The 18,523-nt window shown below is 66.1% G+C and carries 13 protein-coding genes; 6 read left to right on the forward strand and 7 right to left on the reverse strand.

The window, feature by feature from the left end; translation table 11 throughout:
- Nucleotides 1-328 precede the first annotated feature (328 nt).
- The 5 genes from hpxZ to AC1DYS_RS31785 all read left to right on the forward strand — a co-directional run bounded on the left by hpxZ (nucleotide 329) and on the right by AC1DYS_RS31785 (nucleotide 4,976).
- Nucleotides 329-703: an oxalurate catabolism protein HpxZ gene (gene hpxZ / locus AC1DYS_RS31765; protein ID WP_477906015.1), complete on the forward strand. Its 375-nt coding sequence runs from the start codon at nucleotides 329-331 to the stop codon at nucleotides 701-703.
- Nucleotides 700-1,413 carry a GntR family transcriptional regulator gene (locus tag AC1DYS_RS31770; protein WP_477906017.1) on the forward strand — a complete coding sequence of 238 codons (714 nt, stop codon included), beginning with the start codon at nucleotides 700-702 and terminating at the stop codon, nucleotides 1,411-1,413. The genes hpxZ and AC1DYS_RS31770 overlap by 4 nt, the downstream gene beginning before the upstream one ends.
- 168 nt (nucleotides 1,414-1,581) lie before the next feature.
- Nucleotides 1,582-2,493 carry a FecR family protein gene (locus AC1DYS_RS31775; protein WP_477906019.1) on the forward strand — a complete coding sequence of 304 codons (912 nt, stop codon included), beginning with the start codon at nucleotides 1,582-1,584 and terminating at the stop codon, nucleotides 2,491-2,493.
- Between the two features lie 72 nt (nucleotides 2,494-2,565).
- Nucleotides 2,566-3,438 (forward strand): c-type heme family protein, encoded by an 873-nt coding sequence (locus tag AC1DYS_RS31780; RefSeq protein WP_047490724.1) that lies wholly within the window; start codon nucleotides 2,566-2,568, stop codon nucleotides 3,436-3,438.
- A 116-nt stretch (nucleotides 3,439-3,554) separates the two neighbouring features.
- Nucleotides 3,555-4,976 (forward strand): serine/threonine-protein kinase, encoded by a 1,422-nt coding sequence (locus AC1DYS_RS31785; RefSeq protein ID WP_477906021.1) that lies wholly within the window; start codon nucleotides 3,555-3,557, stop codon nucleotides 4,974-4,976.
- Between the two features lie 12 nt (nucleotides 4,977-4,988).
- On the opposite strand, the gene AC1DYS_RS31790 is transcribed toward AC1DYS_RS31785, so the two are convergent.
- The 3 genes from AC1DYS_RS31790 to AC1DYS_RS31800 form a co-directional block, all read right to left on the reverse strand.
- The gene (locus AC1DYS_RS31790; RefSeq protein WP_477906023.1) at nucleotides 4,989-9,206 is read right to left on the reverse strand and encodes a response regulator; all 4,218 of its coding nucleotides are present in this window, start codon (nucleotides 9,204-9,206) and stop codon (nucleotides 4,989-4,991) included.
- Nucleotides 9,207-9,614: 408 nt separating this feature from the next.
- Complete coding sequence (locus AC1DYS_RS31795; protein WP_477906025.1) at nucleotides 9,615-10,208, reverse strand: SIS domain-containing protein; 594 nt, start codon at nucleotides 10,206-10,208, stop codon at nucleotides 9,615-9,617.
- Nucleotides 10,209-10,255: 47 nt separating this feature from the next.
- Nucleotides 10,256-10,570 carry a TonB family protein gene (locus AC1DYS_RS31800; protein WP_477906027.1) on the reverse strand — a complete coding sequence of 105 codons (315 nt, stop codon included), beginning with the start codon at nucleotides 10,568-10,570 and terminating at the stop codon, nucleotides 10,256-10,258.
- Nucleotides 10,571-10,741: 171 nt separating this feature from the next.
- Here AC1DYS_RS31800 and AC1DYS_RS31805 point away from each other — a divergent pair, with 171 nt between their 5' ends.
- The gene (locus AC1DYS_RS31805) at nucleotides 10,742-11,941 is read left to right on the forward strand and encodes a lanthionine synthetase C family protein (RefSeq protein WP_477906028.1); all 1,200 of its coding nucleotides are present in this window, start codon (nucleotides 10,742-10,744) and stop codon (nucleotides 11,939-11,941) included.
- Nucleotides 11,942-11,948: 7 nt separating this feature from the next.
- On the opposite strand, the gene AC1DYS_RS31810 is transcribed toward AC1DYS_RS31805, so the two are convergent.
- The 4 genes from AC1DYS_RS31810 to AC1DYS_RS31825 form a co-directional block, all read right to left on the reverse strand.
- A complete protein-coding gene (locus AC1DYS_RS31810) occupies nucleotides 11,949-14,096 on the reverse strand; it encodes a prolyl oligopeptidase family serine peptidase (protein ID WP_477906030.1) in 2,148 nt (715 codons plus the stop codon).
- A gap of 149 nt (nucleotides 14,097-14,245) precedes the next feature.
- Nucleotides 14,246-15,736 carry a S41 family peptidase gene (locus AC1DYS_RS31815; RefSeq protein WP_477906032.1) on the reverse strand — a complete coding sequence of 497 codons (1,491 nt, stop codon included), beginning with the start codon at nucleotides 15,734-15,736 and terminating at the stop codon, nucleotides 14,246-14,248.
- Nucleotides 15,737-15,877: 141 nt separating this feature from the next.
- Complete coding sequence (locus AC1DYS_RS31820; protein ID WP_477906034.1) at nucleotides 15,878-16,549, reverse strand: cysteine hydrolase family protein; 672 nt, start codon at nucleotides 16,547-16,549, stop codon at nucleotides 15,878-15,880.
- Complete coding sequence (locus tag AC1DYS_RS31825; RefSeq protein ID WP_477906036.1) at nucleotides 16,549-18,117, reverse strand: ABC transporter ATP-binding protein; 1,569 nt, start codon at nucleotides 18,115-18,117, stop codon at nucleotides 16,549-16,551. The genes AC1DYS_RS31820 and AC1DYS_RS31825 overlap by 1 nt, the downstream gene beginning before the upstream one ends.
- Between the last annotated feature and the right edge of the window lie 406 nt (nucleotides 18,118-18,523).

The raw sequence follows: 18,523 nt of genomic DNA on the forward strand, positions 1-18,523 counted from the left end.
TTCGGGCCCCGTGGGGGGCGTCGAGGAGCGCAGGGGTTTGGGGCCGCGTGCGCAGCACGCCTCGTCAACTGACTTCGCGCGGCTGTCTGAGCGCAGCGGCCAAAGGCCGCGTAGCGAGTTCGGCGCGAGGCCCCACACACCGAGCCCCGCAGAGCAGTCCGGCCCTAGCCGGACTGCCCCCGTCGGGGTCGCCTTTCTTTGCCTTCTTTCTTTGGCGAAGCAAAGAAAGAAGGTCGCCCGCCGGGGCGATATCCCGGCAGCAGCCTCACGCAGTGAACAAGATCAACGACAAACCGCACCATAGCGGCAATAGCACTTGAGGCAAAAAATGGAAATCAACCTCCCCTACGTAGTCGCCGAAGTCACCGCCGCCTTCACCCGCTACGAAGACGCCCTCGTCAACAACAAGGTCGACGTCCTAGACCAGCTGTTCTGGAACAGCCCGCAGACCCTGCGCTACGGCGCCGGCGAGAACCTCTATGGCTACGAAGCCATCCAGGCCTTCCGCGCCGCGCGGCCTGCCATGGGCCTCGCCCGCACGCTGCTGCGCACGCAGATCACGACCTATGGCGATAGCTTCGCCACCGCCAACTGCGAGTTCCAGCGCGAAGGCACCGACAAGCTCGGCCGCCAGAGCCAGACGTGGATGAAAACGCCTGAGGGCTGGCGGGTCGTATCTGCGCATGTAAGCTTGTTGGCATGAAATCGTCGGCCAAAAAGACCACCCCACAGGCCAACCCGCGCGACCTCACGCGATCCGAAATTGCCTACCGCCGATTGAAGGCGGCCATCTTCGATTTCGTGCTGCTGCCGGGTGACGGTTTCACCGAGAGCGACATGGCCGAGCGGCTCGGCATGTCGCGCACGCCGGTGCGTGAAGCGCTGTTCCGCCTTGAGCTCGAGGGTTATGTGAAGGTGGCCTACCGAAGCGGCTGGAGCGTGGCGCCGTTCGACTTTCGCAAGCTCGAAGAGCTGTACGACCTGCGCATCGTGCTCGAGTGCACCGCCGTCGACCGTCTTTGCGCGATGGTGCCCATGCCCGACCTGGGTTTGCTGAAGGCGGCGTGGATGGGCCCCGAGAATGAGCGCCTCGGCGACACCACCGAAGTGGCCGCACTCGACGAGGCCTTCCACGCCACGCTGGTGTCCGCCGCCGGCAACCTGCAGATGGCGCGCGTGCATGCCGACGTGACCGACGGCATCCGGATCGTCCGCCGGCTCGACTTCACCCAGCCGCCGCGCATTGCGGCCACTTACGAAGAGCACGCGAAGATCCTGCGCGCCATCCTCGCGCGCCGCGCCGACCCGGCCAAGCTGATGCTGCGCACCCACATCGAGGCCAGCAAGGCCGAGGTGCGCAAGATCACCATCCACAAGCTGCACAGCGCCCGGCCCGCCACAGGGCAGTTGTAAGGCGCCAGTCGCAGCACCCCGGCGCCTCTGCCGGCGGTTTTCGTGACTTAGGTCGCAGCTTTCCAGCCCCTGCACCCCCTCCCCCCGGAGCTTCTTACAGGGTGGACGGCAGGGCCGTGCCGCTATGCTTCCAGCTTCAGGCAAGACCTGCCCTACAACAAAGAATCCATGAAGCTCGTCGTGCGGAAATGCGCTCTCTGGCTGTGCCTGCTGGCAGGGTCGAACGGCCTGTGGGCGGCCACACCCATTGCCACCGTGACCATCGCCGACGGCGAGGTGGTGCTGGTGCGCGAGGCCTCGCGCCTGCAACTCAGCGAAGGCGTGCGCCTGGTCAAGGACGACATCGTGGAGACCTCGGCCAAGGGCCGGCTGGTGCGCATCGAGTTCAGCGATGGCGTGATCCTCGACCTGGGCCCTGAGTCGCGCGCCCTGCTCGCCCCCAAGCTCACCGGCGATCGCGCCAGCCTGCCGGCTCGCCTGCACCTGCTGCGCGGAGAAGCCAAGCTGACGGTGCCGCAGACCTCGCCGCCGATCACTGCCTTCACCTCGCCGAGCTTCGACGTGAGCAACATCTCGCGCAGCGCCGTGTTCGTTGTGAAGGCCGATCAGGCCGCGGCCTTTGCCGAATCGGGCGAGGTGGCGCTGCAGGAGCGGCGTGCCGGCAAGGCCGCCGGCAACATCACGCTGAAAGCCGGTGAATTCTTTGCGCGCACAGGCGACGCCAAGGCCGCCGTCACCGCACGGCCGACGCCGGCATTCATTCAGCTACTGCCCCGGGCGTTTCTCGACACGCTGCCTTCGCGAGCCAGCCTGTTCAAGACCCGTGAGGTCGAGCCCAAGCCGCTGGGCGAGATCAGCTTCGCGGATGCCGAGGCGTGGATCGACGCCGAGGGCTTTCGCAGCCAGTTCGCCACACGCTGGAAGGCCCTGGCGCAAAACCCCGCATTTCGCAGCGGCCTCATCGCCAACCTGAGTGCCCACCCCGAATGGGACCGCACGCTCTACCCCGAAAAATACCTGCCCAAACCAGCCCCCGCACATGCCAGCAGAGCAAGTGCCCCGACTGAATACAAGCCATGACGCAGCTGCATCCGCGGCACCCCCAGAACACGTAAGTCAGTTCATACCGGCAGAGCCCCAGAAAGAGAAACCATGAAGCTGCTCGTCAAGTTCAACCTCGTCTTCCTGATCGTGTTCGCGCTGGGCCTGGGCGGCTCGAGCTACGTGGCGCGCAAGCTGCTGCAGGAAGGCGCACACGAAGAAGTGCTGGACCGCGCGCGCCTGCTGATGGAAAGCGCGATGGCCGTCAGCACCTACACCTCGACGCAGGTGGCGCCGCTGCTCGAAACGCAGATGACCTACACCTTCCTGCCGCAATCGGTGCCGGCGTATTCGTCGTCCGAAGTGCTGAACGCATTGCGCAAGAACCACCCCGAGTACGCCTACAAGCCGGCGATGCTGAACCCCACCAACCCGCGCGACCGCGCGCAGGACTGGGAAGAAGACGTGATCCAGCAGTTCAAGCAGTCGGCCGAGCAGACCGAGTTCATCGGCGAACGCATGACACCGGCCGGCCGCGTGACCTACATCGCGCGTCCCATCAAGCTGAGCAACCCCGCCTGCCTGCGCTGCCACAGCACGGTCGAGGCAGCGCCCAAGCCGCTGGTCGAGAAGTACGGGCCGGCCAACGGCTTCGGCTGGAACCTCAACGAAGTTCTGGGCGCCCAGGTGGTGTCGGTGCCCATGTCGGTGCCGCTCGCGCGCGCCGACCGCGCCTTTGGCGTGGTGATGGGCTTGCTGGCCGGGGTGTTCATCCTGATCGGCCTGGCGCTCAACCTGATGCTGTGGAAGCTGGTGATCCAGCCGGTGAGCCGCCTCTCCAGCCTGTCCGACCGCGTGAGCCTGGGCGAGCTCGATGCGCCTGAGTTCGACTTCAAGTCGAAGGACGAGATCGGCACTTTGGCGGAATCGTTCACGCGCATGCGCAAGAGCATGGTCCACGCCATGAAGATGCTGGACACCTGAGTCGGAGAATCCGAAATCATGAATGGTCCCTCTGACTACACGAGCCCGGCGCCGGGCCGCCCCAAGGCGGGCTCCGCCCCCTTGGGGGGCAGGCGCGCAGCGCCGTGGGGGCTGACATGACTCATCCCGAGCGCCTTGGCAAATACCCGATCACCGGCGTGCTCGGCAAGGGCGCCATGGGCGTCGTCTACAAGGCCTTCGACCCGGTGATCAACCGGCCGGTGGCCATCAAGACCATCCACAAAGCGCTAATTGGGCAAGACCTCTCGGGCTCGTCCACCACCGCACGCTTCAAGAACGAGGCACGCGCCGTGGGCCGGCTCTCGCACCCCGGCATCGTGGCCATTTACGAGTACGGCGAGGACGAGAACACCGCCTACATCGCGATGGAGTACGTGGAGGGCCGCACGCTCTCGCAGATCCTCGGCAACTCGCCGCGCCCGCCCGAGTGCGACATCCTGACGCTGATGGACCAGCTGCTGGCCGCGCTCGACTGCGCGCACAAGGCCGGCGTGTGGCACCGCGACATCAAGCCCGCCAACCTCATCGTCACGAACGCCGGGCAGCTCAAGGTCACCGACTTCGGCATCGCGCGCATCGAGTCGGTGGTGCTGACGCAGATCACCTCCACCATCGGCACACCGGGCTACATGGCGCCTGAGCAGTACACCGGCGAGAACATCGATCACCGCACCGATGTGTTCGCTGCAGGCGTGCTGCTGTACGGCATGCTGGTCGGCCACCCGCCCTTCCAGGGGTCGGCCGAGACCATCATGTACAAGGTGGTGAACGAGAACCCCACGCCGCCGAGCAAGGTGGCCGAAGCGGGCCGCTCGGCGTTCTACGACCCCATCATCGCCAAGGCGCTGGCCAAGAAGCCCGAGCAGCGCTACGCCAACGTGGCCGACTTCCGCGCCGCGCTGGCCAAGCGTGACCTTGCGGCCGAGCCGGACACCGGTGAGACCACCGTCATCGTGGTCAGCGACCACTTTGCCCCCACGGTGGCCATCGGCGTGCTGGAGCCGCCGAGCAACCTGCCGCGTTCGGTGGGCACCACCATTCCCGGCTGGGACCCGGCCACGCTGCACCAGATCGAGCTCGCACTCGCCTCCTTCGTGGGCCCGATGGCCAAAGTGCTCGTGCGCCAAGCCGCGAAAACACATTTCGACTGGCCGACGCTGACCACCGCCATCTCCCAGCATCTGTCGACCGACGAAGACCGCAAGCGCTTCAATGCGAAGCTGGTCGCTGCGACGGGCGGCTCCAAGATCACCACCGGTGGGTCCAGAGTGACGACCGCGGGATCGAAGCCCACGGCCGCCTCAAGCGCCGGGAATGGCCAGCCATTGGCACCCGAGGCGGTAGCCGCCGCGCAGCGTGTGTTGACGAGCCACATCGGCCCCATCGCGAGCATCGTGGTCAAGAAGGCTGCGGCCAAGGCCAGCACGCAAGAGCAGCTCTACGTGCTGCTCGCCGAGCATGTCAGCGAAGGCGCCGAGCGCCAGAAGCTGCTGGCCGCGCTGCACAAGAAGGCCTGAGCGGCAGCCGCGTCAGCGGCTCGACATCTCTCGAACGGCGCCCGACTTGATGGCGCGCAAGCCGTCGATCACGGGGTCGAGCTGGCCACACACCGTTTCGAGCAAGGCATCGACCTCGATGCTCCGCGCGCCCTGAAGGCACGCGTGTTCGAGCACATGGGCAGCCTCGCTGAGCGCCTGGGCGCCGACGGTTCCCGAGACGCTCTTCAAGTCGTGCGCCAAGCGTGCCGCCTTGTTCACATCGCCCGTGGCATAGGCACTGCGGAAGTTCTCGCCGAACTCGCTCTCGCGATCACGGAACATCTCGAGCAGACGCCGATAGAGCTGCTCGTCGCCGCCCAGTCTGACCAGCGCGCCCTGGCTGTCCAAGCCCGGCAGCTCGAACGCCGTGGCTGGTCGCAGCGGTACGGCAACGCTCGATTTCGGCCGCACCCACCGCGCCAAGGTGGAGAACATTTCTGCGACCCTGATCGGCTTGGCAATGTGATCGTTCATGCCGGCGGCGAGTGCCTTCTCTCGGTCGCCGATCATCGCGTTGGCCGTCATCGCGATGACCGGCAGCTCCCGCCACTGTGCCTGCTCGCGCAGGGCACGCGTGGCTTCGTAGCCGTCCATCACCGGCATCTGGCAGTCCATCAGCACACCGTCGAACTGATGGCGGGCGAGCATGTCCAGCGCCTCGCGGCCGTTCTGTGCCACTTGAACGACGAGGCCGGCCTGGGTCAGCAGGTCGGTGGCCAGCTCCTGGTTGATGGGGTTGTCTTCCACCAGCAGCAGCCGTGCCCCGCCCAGGTTCATCAGATGGCCTTGCATCGCGTCGTGGCGCAAGGCGCTGCGCGTGGCGGGGGTGCTGTTCAGCCCCATGGCAACGGCGCACGAATCGAGCAGAGTCGACGCAGTGACCGGCTTGGTCAAGGTGGCGGCCACCGTCAGCTGTTGTTCGGCGAGCCGGCGCAGCACTTCGTCGCGGCCGAACGCGGTGAGCATCAGCACCGTGGGTGTCGGGTGGCGGCGCGGCATCTCTGCCATGCGGCGTGCGCACTCGATGCCGTCCATGCCGGGCATCTTCCAGTCCAGCAACACGAGGCCATAGGGCGCGTCGCGCGCATCGGCCAGCGCGATGAGCTGCAGCGCTTCGTCGCCGCTGGCGGCAAGCTGCGGTTGCAGGCCGAGGGCCGTCGTCATCTGCAACAGCAGCTCGCGGGCAGTGGCGTTGTCGTCGACCACGAGCACGCGCGTGCCGCGCAACTTGTCGCGGCTGGCCGGTGGCCGCGCAATGGCACCGGGCTCCTGCAGGCCGAACGACGCGCTGAAGTGAAAGCAGCTGCCGTGGCCCGGTTCGCTTTCGACGTCGATCTCGCCCCCCATCAGGCCCGCCAGGCGCCGGCTGATCACCAGACCCAGGCCCGTACCGCCGAAGTGCCGGCTCGTCGACGCATCGGCCTGCGAGAACGGCTGGAACAGCTGCTCCCGCTGCGCAGGGGTGATGCCGATGCCGGTGTCTTTCACCTCGAAGTGCAGGCGGACTGATTCGGCGTTGTGTTCGAGCACCTCGATGCCCACCACCACCTCTCCGGTCGAGGTGAACTTGACCGCGTTGCTGCCGAGGTTCAACAGCACCTGACCCAGACGCGTCGGGTCTCCCACCAGGCTCCTGGGCAGGTCCATGGGCAGCTTGAACAACAGCTCCAGGCCCTTCTCTTCGGCCTTCATGCCCAGCAGGTTGGCGAGGTTGTCCATCACATCGCCGAGGTCGAAGGGGATGTGCTCCATGTCGAGACGGCCCGCCTCGATCTTCGAGAAGTCGAGGATGTCGTTGATGATGCCCAGCAGCGACTCGGCCGAGCTGTGCACCTTCTGCACATAGTTGAGCTGATGGGGCGCAAGGCCGCTGTGCAGCGCCAGGTACGACATGCCGAGAACCGCGTTCATCGGCGTGCGGATCTCATGGCTCATGTTGGCGAGAAACTCGCTCTTGGCGCGGGTGGCCGCCTCGGCCTCCTGGCGTGCACGCTTCAGGTCCGTGATGTCCATCGAGATGCCGCCGACGGCGTAGCACTTGCCATCGGCGTCCTGCAGCGGGAAGACGTGGGTCTGGAACGTACGCACATCACCGTCCGCGCCGCGCATCTCGTGCTCCGCCCTCAGCACCTGCCCGGTGGCTGCGACCTGCCGATCCTGTTCGATCACGCGGGCGGCGTTCGTCGAATCGATCAGCTCGTCATCGCGCAGCCCCACCAGCGATTGGCGAGGGTGCCCGAGAACCTCGCTCAGCCGCGCGTTGTGGCGCAGGTAGTGGCCGTCGAGATCCTTGACGAAGACAACGGCCGGCACGTTCTCGATGATCGCCTGCAGCGAGTTGCGGCTGCGTTCGAGTTCGGCAGTGCGCATCTGCACCCGCTCTTCGAGGCTGACGTTGAGCTTGCGGATCTCTTCCTCGGCGCGGCGCTGGTCCGTGATGTCTGAGAACACCGCCACCCCGCCGCGACCGGCCCCCGTCTGGTCGATCAAGGGGCGAGCCGTCACGCTGAGCCACCGGCCCTCGGGCAGCACCGCGTTGCGCAAGAAAATGACGACGTTGTCACTCGATTCACCGTGCACCGCACGCACCAGCGGCAGCTCGGCTTCCGGGTACAGCGTGGTCTGGTCCGGCAGAAACAGGCCGTACAGGCCCGACCAGCTCTCGCTGCCAGCGGCCGTCACCCCGAGGCCGAGAATCTTCTCGCCGGCCGGGTTGATGAGCACCGACTCTCCGTGTTCGTTGGCGACCGACACCCCATCCCCCATGCTGTCGAGGATGGACTGCAGGATGCTGGTCTGCTGCTGCAGCTCACTGCGCGAGCGTTGCAGCGCTTCGTTGGCGTCGGCCAGCATGCGATGCGAGCGGCGCAGGTGCAGCAACAGGAACCCGGTGGCAGCCAGCGCCACCACGCTGCCCACAAGCACCGTCCACAGCCAGCGCTGCTGCAGCTCGCGCTGGCGCAATTCAGCGCTCTGGCGTTCGTTGTGCTGCGTCAGCTCGATGACCTCTCGCTGGCGGCTTTCGGCCTCGTAGCGCTTCGCCAGCTCGAGCATGCGTGCACTCGATCGCTCGCGCGTGGCCTTGGCCGTCATCTCTGCGGCCTCTTGCGACAGCTGATAGGCGCGGTGGGGGTCACCCGCCTTGGCAGCGATCCCTGCCAGGCGCTGCGCGCTCTCGCTCAGGTAGAGCGGAAAGCCGATGTCCTTCGCGAGGGCATAGGCGCGTTCGGCATCGGCCCGCGCAGCGCTTGTGTTGCCCAGCGATTCCTGGTTCGCGCTGCGTGCGTTCAGCGCGTACCACCGGCCGATGGGGTTCGGGTACTTGCGATAGCCATCGACCACCTCGTCGAGCAGCGACAGCGCCTGCGCATAAAGGCCCTGATTACGCAGATTGGCGGCGAGCCCGAACTCCGCGAAGTTGACGTTGACTGGCGTACCCACCGAGCTGAAGAGCGCGACCGCTTGCTCGTAATGCTTTTGTGCAGCGGGGTAGTCGGCCAGCTTGCTGCTCGCCGCGCCGAGGCCGGCGAGCGCATGGCCCTCCAGCAACTTCGAGTGGGCGGCCACGGCCTGTTCGCGCATGCGCTCGTAGTGCTCGAGAGATTCTTTCGGGCGATCGCTCTGGTCGTACGAGATGGCGAGCCCCTGGTGCGCATAGGCCAGCGCCAGCGGGTCCTTGTTGCGGCGCGCGATTTGCATCGCCTGCATGGTCATCGTCACCGACTCGTCGATCTGGCCCGCGCGGCGGAACAGCATGGCCGTGCGCAGCAGCGCCTCGCCGAGCAGGTCGGGCCGATTCACGCCGTCGAGCAGCGTCATGCTGCGTGAGGTCGCTTCGACCACGGCGTCGATGCGCCCCTGGTTGACGGCGTTCAAGGCCACGTTGAGCGCGGCCTCCGCCTCGCCGACACGGTCACCGCTGCTGCGGGCCAGCTCGCGCGCTTGCTCGGCGTTGCGGGCAGCCACATCGGTCAACGCAAGATAGACCTCGATGCGGGACAGCAGGTTGAGCACGCGCGCACGGTCGGCTGGCGTGGCATCTGGCGGAAGCTCGTCCTGCAGCTGCTGTGCGCGCGAATAGGCGTGGGGTGCGTCGTTGTCAGCCAGGGCCCTCACCTCGGCGGCCTGACGGCGCCACTCGTCGAGCGGTGCGGCCAGGGCGATGGTCGAGACCAGCGCACCGACGACCAGCAACGCATACCGCTTCATGAGTACCCCAAGGCACCGTTCGCAGGCACGATCACAGCAGGAAAGAATCTGCATGGCTCGGTGTCACAGGGAATGGGCCCCGCGTGACGCCCCGAATGTAGCCATTCCGAAGGGGCGTAACCATCAGGCGGCCCCCACGAGCGCGGGCTCTGCCCCGCCCGCGGACCCGTCCCTGCCGTGGGCTTGGCCAGCTCTTCGGCCAGCAAGGGCAGCGCCCCGCCGAGCAACGCCACGGCGCTCGGCCGCAGACACCACAGCGCTTGATTCAAGGGAGTGAACTCCGCTCGTGTTGCCGCTCGGCATGCGTTCGCTTGCGCATGCCGGCGGACACCCCTCCAAGTCAATCTAGATCGAAATGTCGGGCCTGTCCATGCGTTGCAACCCGCCTGGGCGCGGGCTCACGAGCGCTTAAACCGCGGCGTAGTTCTCGGGGAAGAGACGCCGCTCCACCGACTCGATCAGGATGTGGATCACCTTGATGTGCAGCTCCTGCACGCGGTCGGCAAACTTGCCGCCCGGGGTGCAGATGTCAATGTCGGCAAGCGTGCTCAGCGTGGCGCCGGGCCGCCCGGACAGGCCGATCACCTTCATGCCGATCTCGTGAGCAACGCGCACGGCGGCCAGCACGTTGCCGCTGGTGCCGCTGGTGCTGATGGCCACCAGCACATCGCCCGAGCGCGCGTGGGCTTCAAGGTAGCGCGAGAAGACGTGCTCGTAGCCGAAATCGTTGGCAACGCAGCTCATGTAGCCCGCATCGCTGATGGCCGTGGCGGAGAGCGCGCGACGGTTGCCGCGGTAGCGGCCCGACAGCTCTTCGGCAAAGTGCATCGCGTCGCACATCGAGCCGCCATTGCCGCAGCTGAAGACACGGCCGCCGTTCTCGAACAGCGTGGCGAGCAGGTCGCCCGCCTCGTCGATGGCGCGGCAGGTGGTGTCGTTGGTGATGAGTGCATCAAGCGCTGCGCGCGCCTCGACCAGTGTTTGTTGGATGTGGGGGCTCATGGTCATCTCCTGTTCGTTCAGTACGTCAATTCAGTACGTCAAGTTCGTCAATCGAGTTTGAAGGCAACGGGCACGACGAGCACGCTGTCGACGCCCTTGCCTGATTTGGTTTTCGCTGCGGCGTACTTTGCACGCTTGGCGGCGTCGACGGCCGCTGCATCTAGGCGCGCAAAACCCGAGCCCGCCTTGACGTCGACGAAGCCAACCGATTCATCGGCCCGCACCTGCACTCGCAGCGTGACGGTGCCCTGCTCCTGGTTGCGGCGCGACGCTGCCGGGTAGACGGGTGCAGGTGCCACCACATAACGCGCGGGCTGCACCACCGGCTCCGGGCCGGACGCACAGCCGGACAACAGAGCCATGGCCAGCCACGGAAACCAACGCGTCAAGGGAGCAGAACGGGCGTCATCAAAATGGAAGGAAAGCAAGGTCATGGCAGGTGTCTGCGCGAGCGGTGGCGAAGTCTACTGGTGGTCGGATGCCCCTGTCCTACAGTAAGTACGCTGACTCTCGCTCGCAACGAAAGGACCACCATGCTCTTCGAGACCGAACGCCACGAAGCGCTGACGCCCACGCCGTGGCATGCCGACCGGGCACGCGAGGCAGTGGTCGCCATCGTCGACGACATCGAGCGCAGCCAGCAAGCCGACGGCACCTGGCCAACCCATCCGCGTGACGACGACGAGCCCAAGGGCTTGCGCCACAAAAGCCTGTACCTCGGCGCCGCCGGCGTGTTGTGGGCCCTGCACTACCTCGCGCGCGAAGGTGCCGTGGCACTGCGCAGCACGCCCGCGGAATCGATCGACGCGGTCCACGCCGCCTACCTCGCAAGCCCCGACACCGGCGAAGTGGTTCCGTCTTACTACCTCGGGGAGGTGGGCGTCTTGCTGGTGGCCTGGCGCCTCAAGGCCTCGCGCGAAACCGCAGACCGGCTGCATGCCTGCATCGAAGCGAACATCGGCAACCCGACCAACGAAGCGCTGTGGGCTGCGCCGGGCACGATGGTCGGCGCCTGGCACATGCTCGAGTGGACTGGCGAGCCGCGCTGGCGAGAACTCTTTCTGCGCAATGTCGAACAGCTGTGGCGCACCTGGCTGCCCGACGAGAGGTCGCCCTTCCCTTTGTGGACGCAAGACATGTATGGCCGCATCTGGCAGATGCTTGGCGCGGGCCATGGCTTCGCCGGCAACGTCTACCCGCTGTTGCGCGGCGCCGCGCTGTTGCCTGCCGATCAGCGCGAGACTCTGTTCGAGCGATGCGAGGCGATGCTTGCATCGACCGCATTGATCGATGGCGACTGCGCCAACTGGCCACCGATCGTGGGGAAGGCGGGCGCCGACAAGATGCTCGTGCAGTGGTGCCACGGCTCGCCCGGCATCGTCACCGCGTTTGCCGATTTCCCGACGCAGCGCTCGTCGGTGGTCGACGACATGCTGGTGCAGGCCGGCAACGTGGTCTGGTCAGCCGGCCCGCTGACCAAGGGCCATGGCCTGTGCCATGGCACGGCCGGCAACGGCTACGCGTTCCTGAAGCTGTATCGCCGTATCGGTAACACCATGTGGCTGGATCGCGCCCGCGCGTTCGCCATGCATGCCTTGCAGCAACGTGAGGCCATGTGCCAGCAGCATGGCCAAGGGCGCTACACGCTCTGGACCGGCGATGCCGGCCTGGCGGTGTACCTGTGGCACTGCCTGCAAGGCCAGGCTGGGCTGCCTGGCCTCGACCTCCTCTGATCGGCGTCTACTTCATGCCCAGCTGATCGAACAGGAACGACAGCTCGTCGGCCTGCTCGTCGATCTCGGACGAGAACGAGGTGCCCATGCCATGGCCAGCGTCTGAAGCCACGCGCAGCAGCACGGGCCGGCCACCGGGGTTAGCAGCCTGCAGACGAGCCGCCATCTTGTACGACATCCACGGCGCCACACGGCCGTCATGTTCGCCGGTGGTGAACAGCACTGCAGGGTAGGCGGTGCCGTTCTTCACGTGGTGCATCGGCGAGTAGGCATACAAGGCCTTGAACTGGTCGGGCTGCTTGACGGTTCCGAATTCGGTGACGTTGAACGCACCATTCGGCGTGAGCTCCACGCGCAGCATGTCGTAGATGCCGACAGCGGTGGCCACCGCGCGGAACAGATCGGGCCGCTGCACCAGAACCGCACCCATCAGCAGGCCGCCGTTGCTGCCGCCTTGAATGGCGAGCCGCTCGGGCTTGGTGTAGCCGCGCGCCACCAGCATTTCGGCGCTCGCGATGAAGTCGTCGAACACGGTCTGCTTGCGGGTGATGTTGCCGGCTACGTGCCACTCTTCACCGAACTCGCCACCCCCGCGAATGTTGGCCAGCGCGAACACGCCGCCATGGCGCAACCAGGCCACCGTGTGGCGCGAGAAGCGCGGCCGCATCGAGATGCCGTAGCCACCGTAGGCGCTGAGCAGCACCGGTGCCGTGCCGTCGAGCGGCGTGCCTTTCATGCGGACGATGTTGACCGGCACGCGGGTGCCGTCTTTCGAGGTCGCCATCTCACGCACGGCCTCGGCACCGGGCAGGCCGCCGTCCATGGCATAGGCCGGCGCGTCCGTCAGGTCGGTGCGCACGGGCGCGCTGCCCTTGCCGTCGTACGCGTACCAGCTGAAGGCCTGCACGAAGCTCTGGCTGCCGAAGAGAATGGCATCGCCGCCAAGCCGTGCGCCGACGTTGACACTCGCGATCGGTTGCGCGCTGAGCGTGCCGAGCGAGCGGCCGTCGAGCGAGTAGGTGCGCAGCTCCGACGGACCGCCGACCAGCACCTCGATGTAGAGCTTGGTGTCGGTCGGCATCAGCGCCTCGATCACGGCGTCGGACTCCGGCACCAGTGTCGGCATCTTCGGCAAGGTGGCTTGCGCGTTGCGCAGCGGCATCGCGACGATGCGGCCGCGCGGCGAACCCTTCAGGCCAAGCGCATAGAGATTGCCGTCACGCCCGAACTCGGCCGAACGGAAGCCGTCGGTGTAGTCGGCGATGCGGCGCCACGGACCATTGCCGCTGCGCAGGTAGAAGCCGTGCTCGCCACCGTCACCGTTGGCCACGTCGGCCAGCAGATGGCGGCCGTCTTCGCTCGCCTGCAAGGCAATCTCGGCAATGCGCGGGAACTCCTTGCCGATGACATAGGTGTCGGCCTTGGCCGGCGTGCCAAGCTTGTGGAAGTAGACCTGCTGATAGAAGTTGGCGTCCTCCGGGGGGCGCTCCTTGCCCTGCGGATAGCGCGTGTAGAAGAAGCCCTTGCCGTCCGTGGCCCAGGCCACACTGCCGCCGCCGGTCGGGTACTGCACGCGCGGCACGGTATCGGCGAGGGGCTTGCCGGTGTCGGTGCTGTAGACGGACAGCGTGCCGTCTTCACTGCCGTTCTTCGACAGCGACACGGCCACCAGCTTGCCGTCGCGAGACGGCTTGAACCAGTCGATCGTCGTCTTGCCGCTCGGGTCGAGTTGGTTCGGGTCGAGCACCACGCTTTCCGAGGCCAACTCGGCCTTGCCGTTCAGCATGACGAGCACGTTCTGCGCCTTTGGTGGCTGCCGCTTGAGGGCGAACAGCTTGCCGCCTGCGTACGCGAAGTCAAAGCGCGACGAGCGCCCGCTGCCGACCATGTCCAGCAGTTCCTGCTTGATCGCTTGCCGCTGCGGCAAGGCGTCGATCGATTGGCGCGTGAGGCTGTTCTGTGCAGCGATCCAGGCGATCACATCCTTCGAATCGGTCTGCTCGAGCCAACGGTAGTCTTCGCTGACGGTGGTGCCGAAAAAGGTGTCTGCGACCGGTCTGCTCGGCGATTCGGGGTAGGCCAATTGGGCGGCGCAGACGCTCAAGCTCGCAAGCATCAAAGCCCATGCAGCGGCGGTTCTCTGCAGCGGATTCATCTCTTCTCCTGTGTATTGAGTCGATGGGCGTCACGGCTTGTGGCCGATGCGCCGCGCATCATCGGCGCCCCGAGCGGCGAGGGCAAGTGCTGCCCTCACTTCGCGGCGCTCAAATTTGCGGGCATTGCACTGCCCGCTTCAGTCTCGCCTCAGCGATCGCGGTAGAACCGGTTCTCGCGCACTGCCGAGCGCACCAGGTGCCCGCTCGAAGAGCCGCTGCCGGCCGACATGGCCTTGGCCAGTGACGTCGATGACGCAGGCTGGCAGGTGCCCGTATTGCGGTGGCCCAGTGCCACGGCCAGGCGCGCTTCCGCAGGGTCGCCGAGTTGGTGATTGAAGTCATCGCTCACCGGGCACGTGGGTGCAAAGCCGTCGGCGTAATCACCGAAGCCGGCTTGGTTCACGCCCTTGAACTGGATGGTGAAGTAGGTGGTGTTGCAGTTGTCCTTCGGGTAGAAGCCATAAGGCTTACCGCAGGTGGTGTTGCCCACCAGTACGACGTTCACCCCCACGCCGCGCAAGCCGTTGACCACGGCTTCGCTGGCGGAGCAGGTGTCGCCACCGGCCAGCACGTACACGCGGCTCAGGCCCAGGTAGGGCAAGGCCGAACCGTCTGTGGCAGAGAACCCCTGTGCCGTGGTGTGGAACGGTGTGGTGCGTTGGGCCGCTGTGTAGCCGAACGGGTTCTTGTCGTTGAACTGCAGCTGCTCGAAGATCTTGTTTTGCGTCGCGCCGGGCCCGGCGACCATGTAGGCCAGTTCGCTGGCGATGTCGAGGTAGCCGCCGCCGTTGTAGCGCATGTCGAGCACGAGGTCGGTGACGTTGGCCGCCTTGAGCTGCTTGATCGCGTCGATGAGCGCCTGCTCGGACGTCGCGATGTGGTCGTTGAACTGGAGGTAGCCCACGCCCTGGTTCGGAGACGGCAGCGGGCCGACCTTCTGCACCGGCACGAGGGTCAGTGTGCCCGCACTGAGCGTGACATTACGTGGTGTAGAAGCACCCAGATCTAGAACACCAAAGGTATGCGGACCCGCTTGGTCTGGGAACAAGCCTGCGTTCAAGACATCAGTATTGCTGCCGTTGACAACATCGACTCCGTCAACCGACACGATCTGCGCACCACGCAGGATGCTATTCGTCGCAGCAGGCGTTCCAGGGTCGGTGTAAGCCACAACGGCCTTGCGAGGCGGCACGGCAGAGACCAGCGAGATATTGAAGCCGTAGCCGAAGCTCTGTCCGCCTTGCGACAGCGCCACCCAGGTCGGCGTGTCGTAGGTGAAGTGGAATTGGTCCTTGTCCTTGCCGCTGGCGGTTGTGGCGGCCGTGCGCAGCGTGCTGAAGTAGGTGACAGGGTTGCTATAGGCCGTGGGACCTGGATCGACCACCTCGCTGTACCAGAGATAGGTCTCGTTGTTCCAGGCCTGAACCCACTTGTTCTCGTCGGTGACCGTGCCCAGGGCATCGGTCGATCGAGGAGCCACACATCGCTGTGCGAGGGCCGTCGACGCAGCGAGACCCGGGATCGCGCGCCCACCACCGTCGCCACCCCCACCGCAGGCGGCCAATGCAGCAACCGTCAGCGCGCTCAGAACCCATCGTGTCTTGCCGCGCAGCGCGCGGGCTTCCCATGCCTTCTTCATGCAACCTCCCCGTTCGTGGAACGAATCTTGGAACAGAGATGTTGACATGAAATCGCCGCGGCACGAGGCCTCCGAGATGCCCGATGTCGTGAAGCATTCACATTGGAATCAGCCACATGCGGCTTGCACCAACGCCTCTCTTCACGTGGCGCGTGGCATGTCGGCAAGCCGGGCCGTCCAACCAACAATGCCGCCCTGCGCGCGGATCATCGCGAGTGCCGACTCCTTGAATTCTGGGAAGTACGAGCCGGTTGCCTCTTCGACGATCAGGCATTCGTAGCCACGGTCGTTTGCCTCGCGCATAGTGGTCTGCACGCAGACCTCGGTCGTCACGCCGCCGAAGATCAGGTGCGTGATGCCACGCGACTGCAACTCTTCGGTGAGCGGCGTGCCGTAGAACGCGCCCTTGCCGGGCTTGGCGATCACGATGTCGCCATCTTGCGGCAGCAACTCGGGCACAAAGCCTGCACCGGGCTCGCCCTTGATCAGGATGCGGCCCATGCTGCCGGGATCACCGATGCGCAGGCTCGGCTTGCCGCGCAACAGCTTCGCAGGCGGGCAGTCGGACAGGTCGGGGGCATGGCACTCCTGTGTGTGAATCACCAGCACGCCGAGCTTGCGGCAGAGCGCGATCAGCTCCGCTGCGGCGGGCACCACCGGTTCGAGCAGCGAGACATCGTTGCCCAGCGTGGCACCGAAGCCGCCAGGCTCGATGAAGTCGCGTTGCATGTCGATCATCACCAGCGCGGTGTGCGCCGGGTCGAAGCTGAATGGCGACGGCTGGGCAGGGACAGTGATTTGCTGTGCGGTCATCAGTGCGCGCTCCCACCCATGAAGGCGCCGAGCCGGTTGCGGTCGGCCTGCCGCGCGTCGGTCTCGTGCACAACCTTGCCGCCGCTCATCACTGCAATGCGGTCGGACAGCGCAAGCAACTCATCGAGGTCTTCGCTGATCAGCAGCACCGCACCGCCGCGGTTACGCACATCCATCAGGCGCTGGTGGATCTCGGCCACCGCCGCGAAGTCGAGCCCGAAGACTGGGTTGGAGACGATCAGCACGTCGGCATCGTCGCTCAGCTCGCGCGCGAGCACGGCACGCTGCACGTTGCCCCCGCTTAGCGAGCGGATCTGCGCCAGCTCGCCACGTGTCTTGACGCCGAACTCGGTGATCAGCTTGCGGGCCCGTTCGCGCAGGCTGCCGCTGCGCAGCCAACCGAAGCGCGCAGCGGGAGCGATGTCGAAGGTGCGCAGGCCGATGTTGTCGGACACGCTCAGCTCGCCCACGCAGGCGTTGCGCAGCGGCTCTTCGGGCAGGCTGCGCACCTTGAGGCGCCGGTTCTGCGCGCGCGTGCCACTGAACTTTTCAGCTTTGTCGCCATACCCCACCCACACCTCACCCGACACGCGCAGGCGCTGGCCAACCAAGGCTTCGGCAAGCTCGCGCTGACCGTTGCCTGAGACACCGGCCACGCCAACGATCTCGCCTGCATGAACGTCGACGCTCAAGCCATCGACGGCGATCTGCCCACGGTCGCCGTCGACCGTGAGCGACTTCACTTGCAACCGTGCCGCACCGCGCGTGCGCTCGGCGCGCACGGGGGCGGCGAACTCGCGCTTGGCGTCGTCGTCACCACCCACCATCTCGACCGCGAGTTGCTGCGGCGTGGTTTCAGTGACGCGGTGCGCCGCCACCAGCTTGCCCTTGCGCAGCACGCTCACATCGTCGGCATAGGCCGTCACTTCGCGGAACTTATGGGTGATGAGGATGATGCTGCACTCGCCTGCATGCGCGCGGTCGCGCAGCAGGCCCAGCACCTCGTCGGCCTCTTGCGGCGTGAGCACCGAAGTGGGCTCGTCGAGGATCAGCAGGCGGGGCTTGAGCAGAAGCTGCTTCAGGATTTCGAGCTTCTGCTTCTGCCCGGCCGAGAGTTCCTGTGGCGTGGCGTCGAGGTCGAGCTTGAAGGGCGTGGTCTTCAGGAACTCGCCGAGCGCCGCGCGTTCCTTCTTCCAGTCGATCACCGCCGGCAGGTGGCCGCGCGCGAGCAACAGGTTCTCGGCCACCGTCATGCCGGGCACGACGGTGAAGTGCTGATAGACCATCCCGATGCCCAGGTCGCGAGCGATCACCGGCGAGGCGATGTCGTGCTCGCGGCCGTCGAGCAGCACGCTGCCCTCTTCGGCACGCTGGTAGCCGACCACGCATTTCACCAAGGTGCTCTTGCCGGCGCCGTTTTCGCCGAGCAGTGCGTGCACGGTGCCTGGCCTCACCTTGAGTGAGACCTTGTCCATGGCGGTGAAGGCACCGAAGCGTTTGGTGAGGTCGTAGGTGTCGAGGGCAAGGGCGCCGGTTTGGCGGGGGGTGGGGGTGAGGGGAGCGGTCATTTGGTAGTGCCTTCGGTTTGCATGCCGCGCGGCGTCGCGGCCTTCGCATACCAGTAGCCGCTCAGACCCGTGGCCCTCGTGCCCTTAGCGGTGCGTGCATTCGCATGCGGCTTCTTCTCACTGCGTGAGGCCGATGTCGGGATATGCCCCCGACAGGGCAGTAACTTTCTTTCGCTTCCCCGAAAGAAAGTCACCAAAGAAAGGGGGACCCGACGGTGGCGGTCGGCCTGAGGCCGACTGCTCTGCGGTGCTCGGTCTTTGGGGCGTCGCGCCGAACTCGCTTCGCGGCCTGCGGCCGCTGCGCTCAGACAGCCGCGCGAAGTCAGTTGACGAAGCGCGCTGACGCGCGCGGCCCCAAACCCCTGCGCTCCTCGACGCCACCCACGGGGCCCAAGAGCAATACGGT

The organism is Rhizobacter sp. P2_G4, from assembly GCF_056403575.1.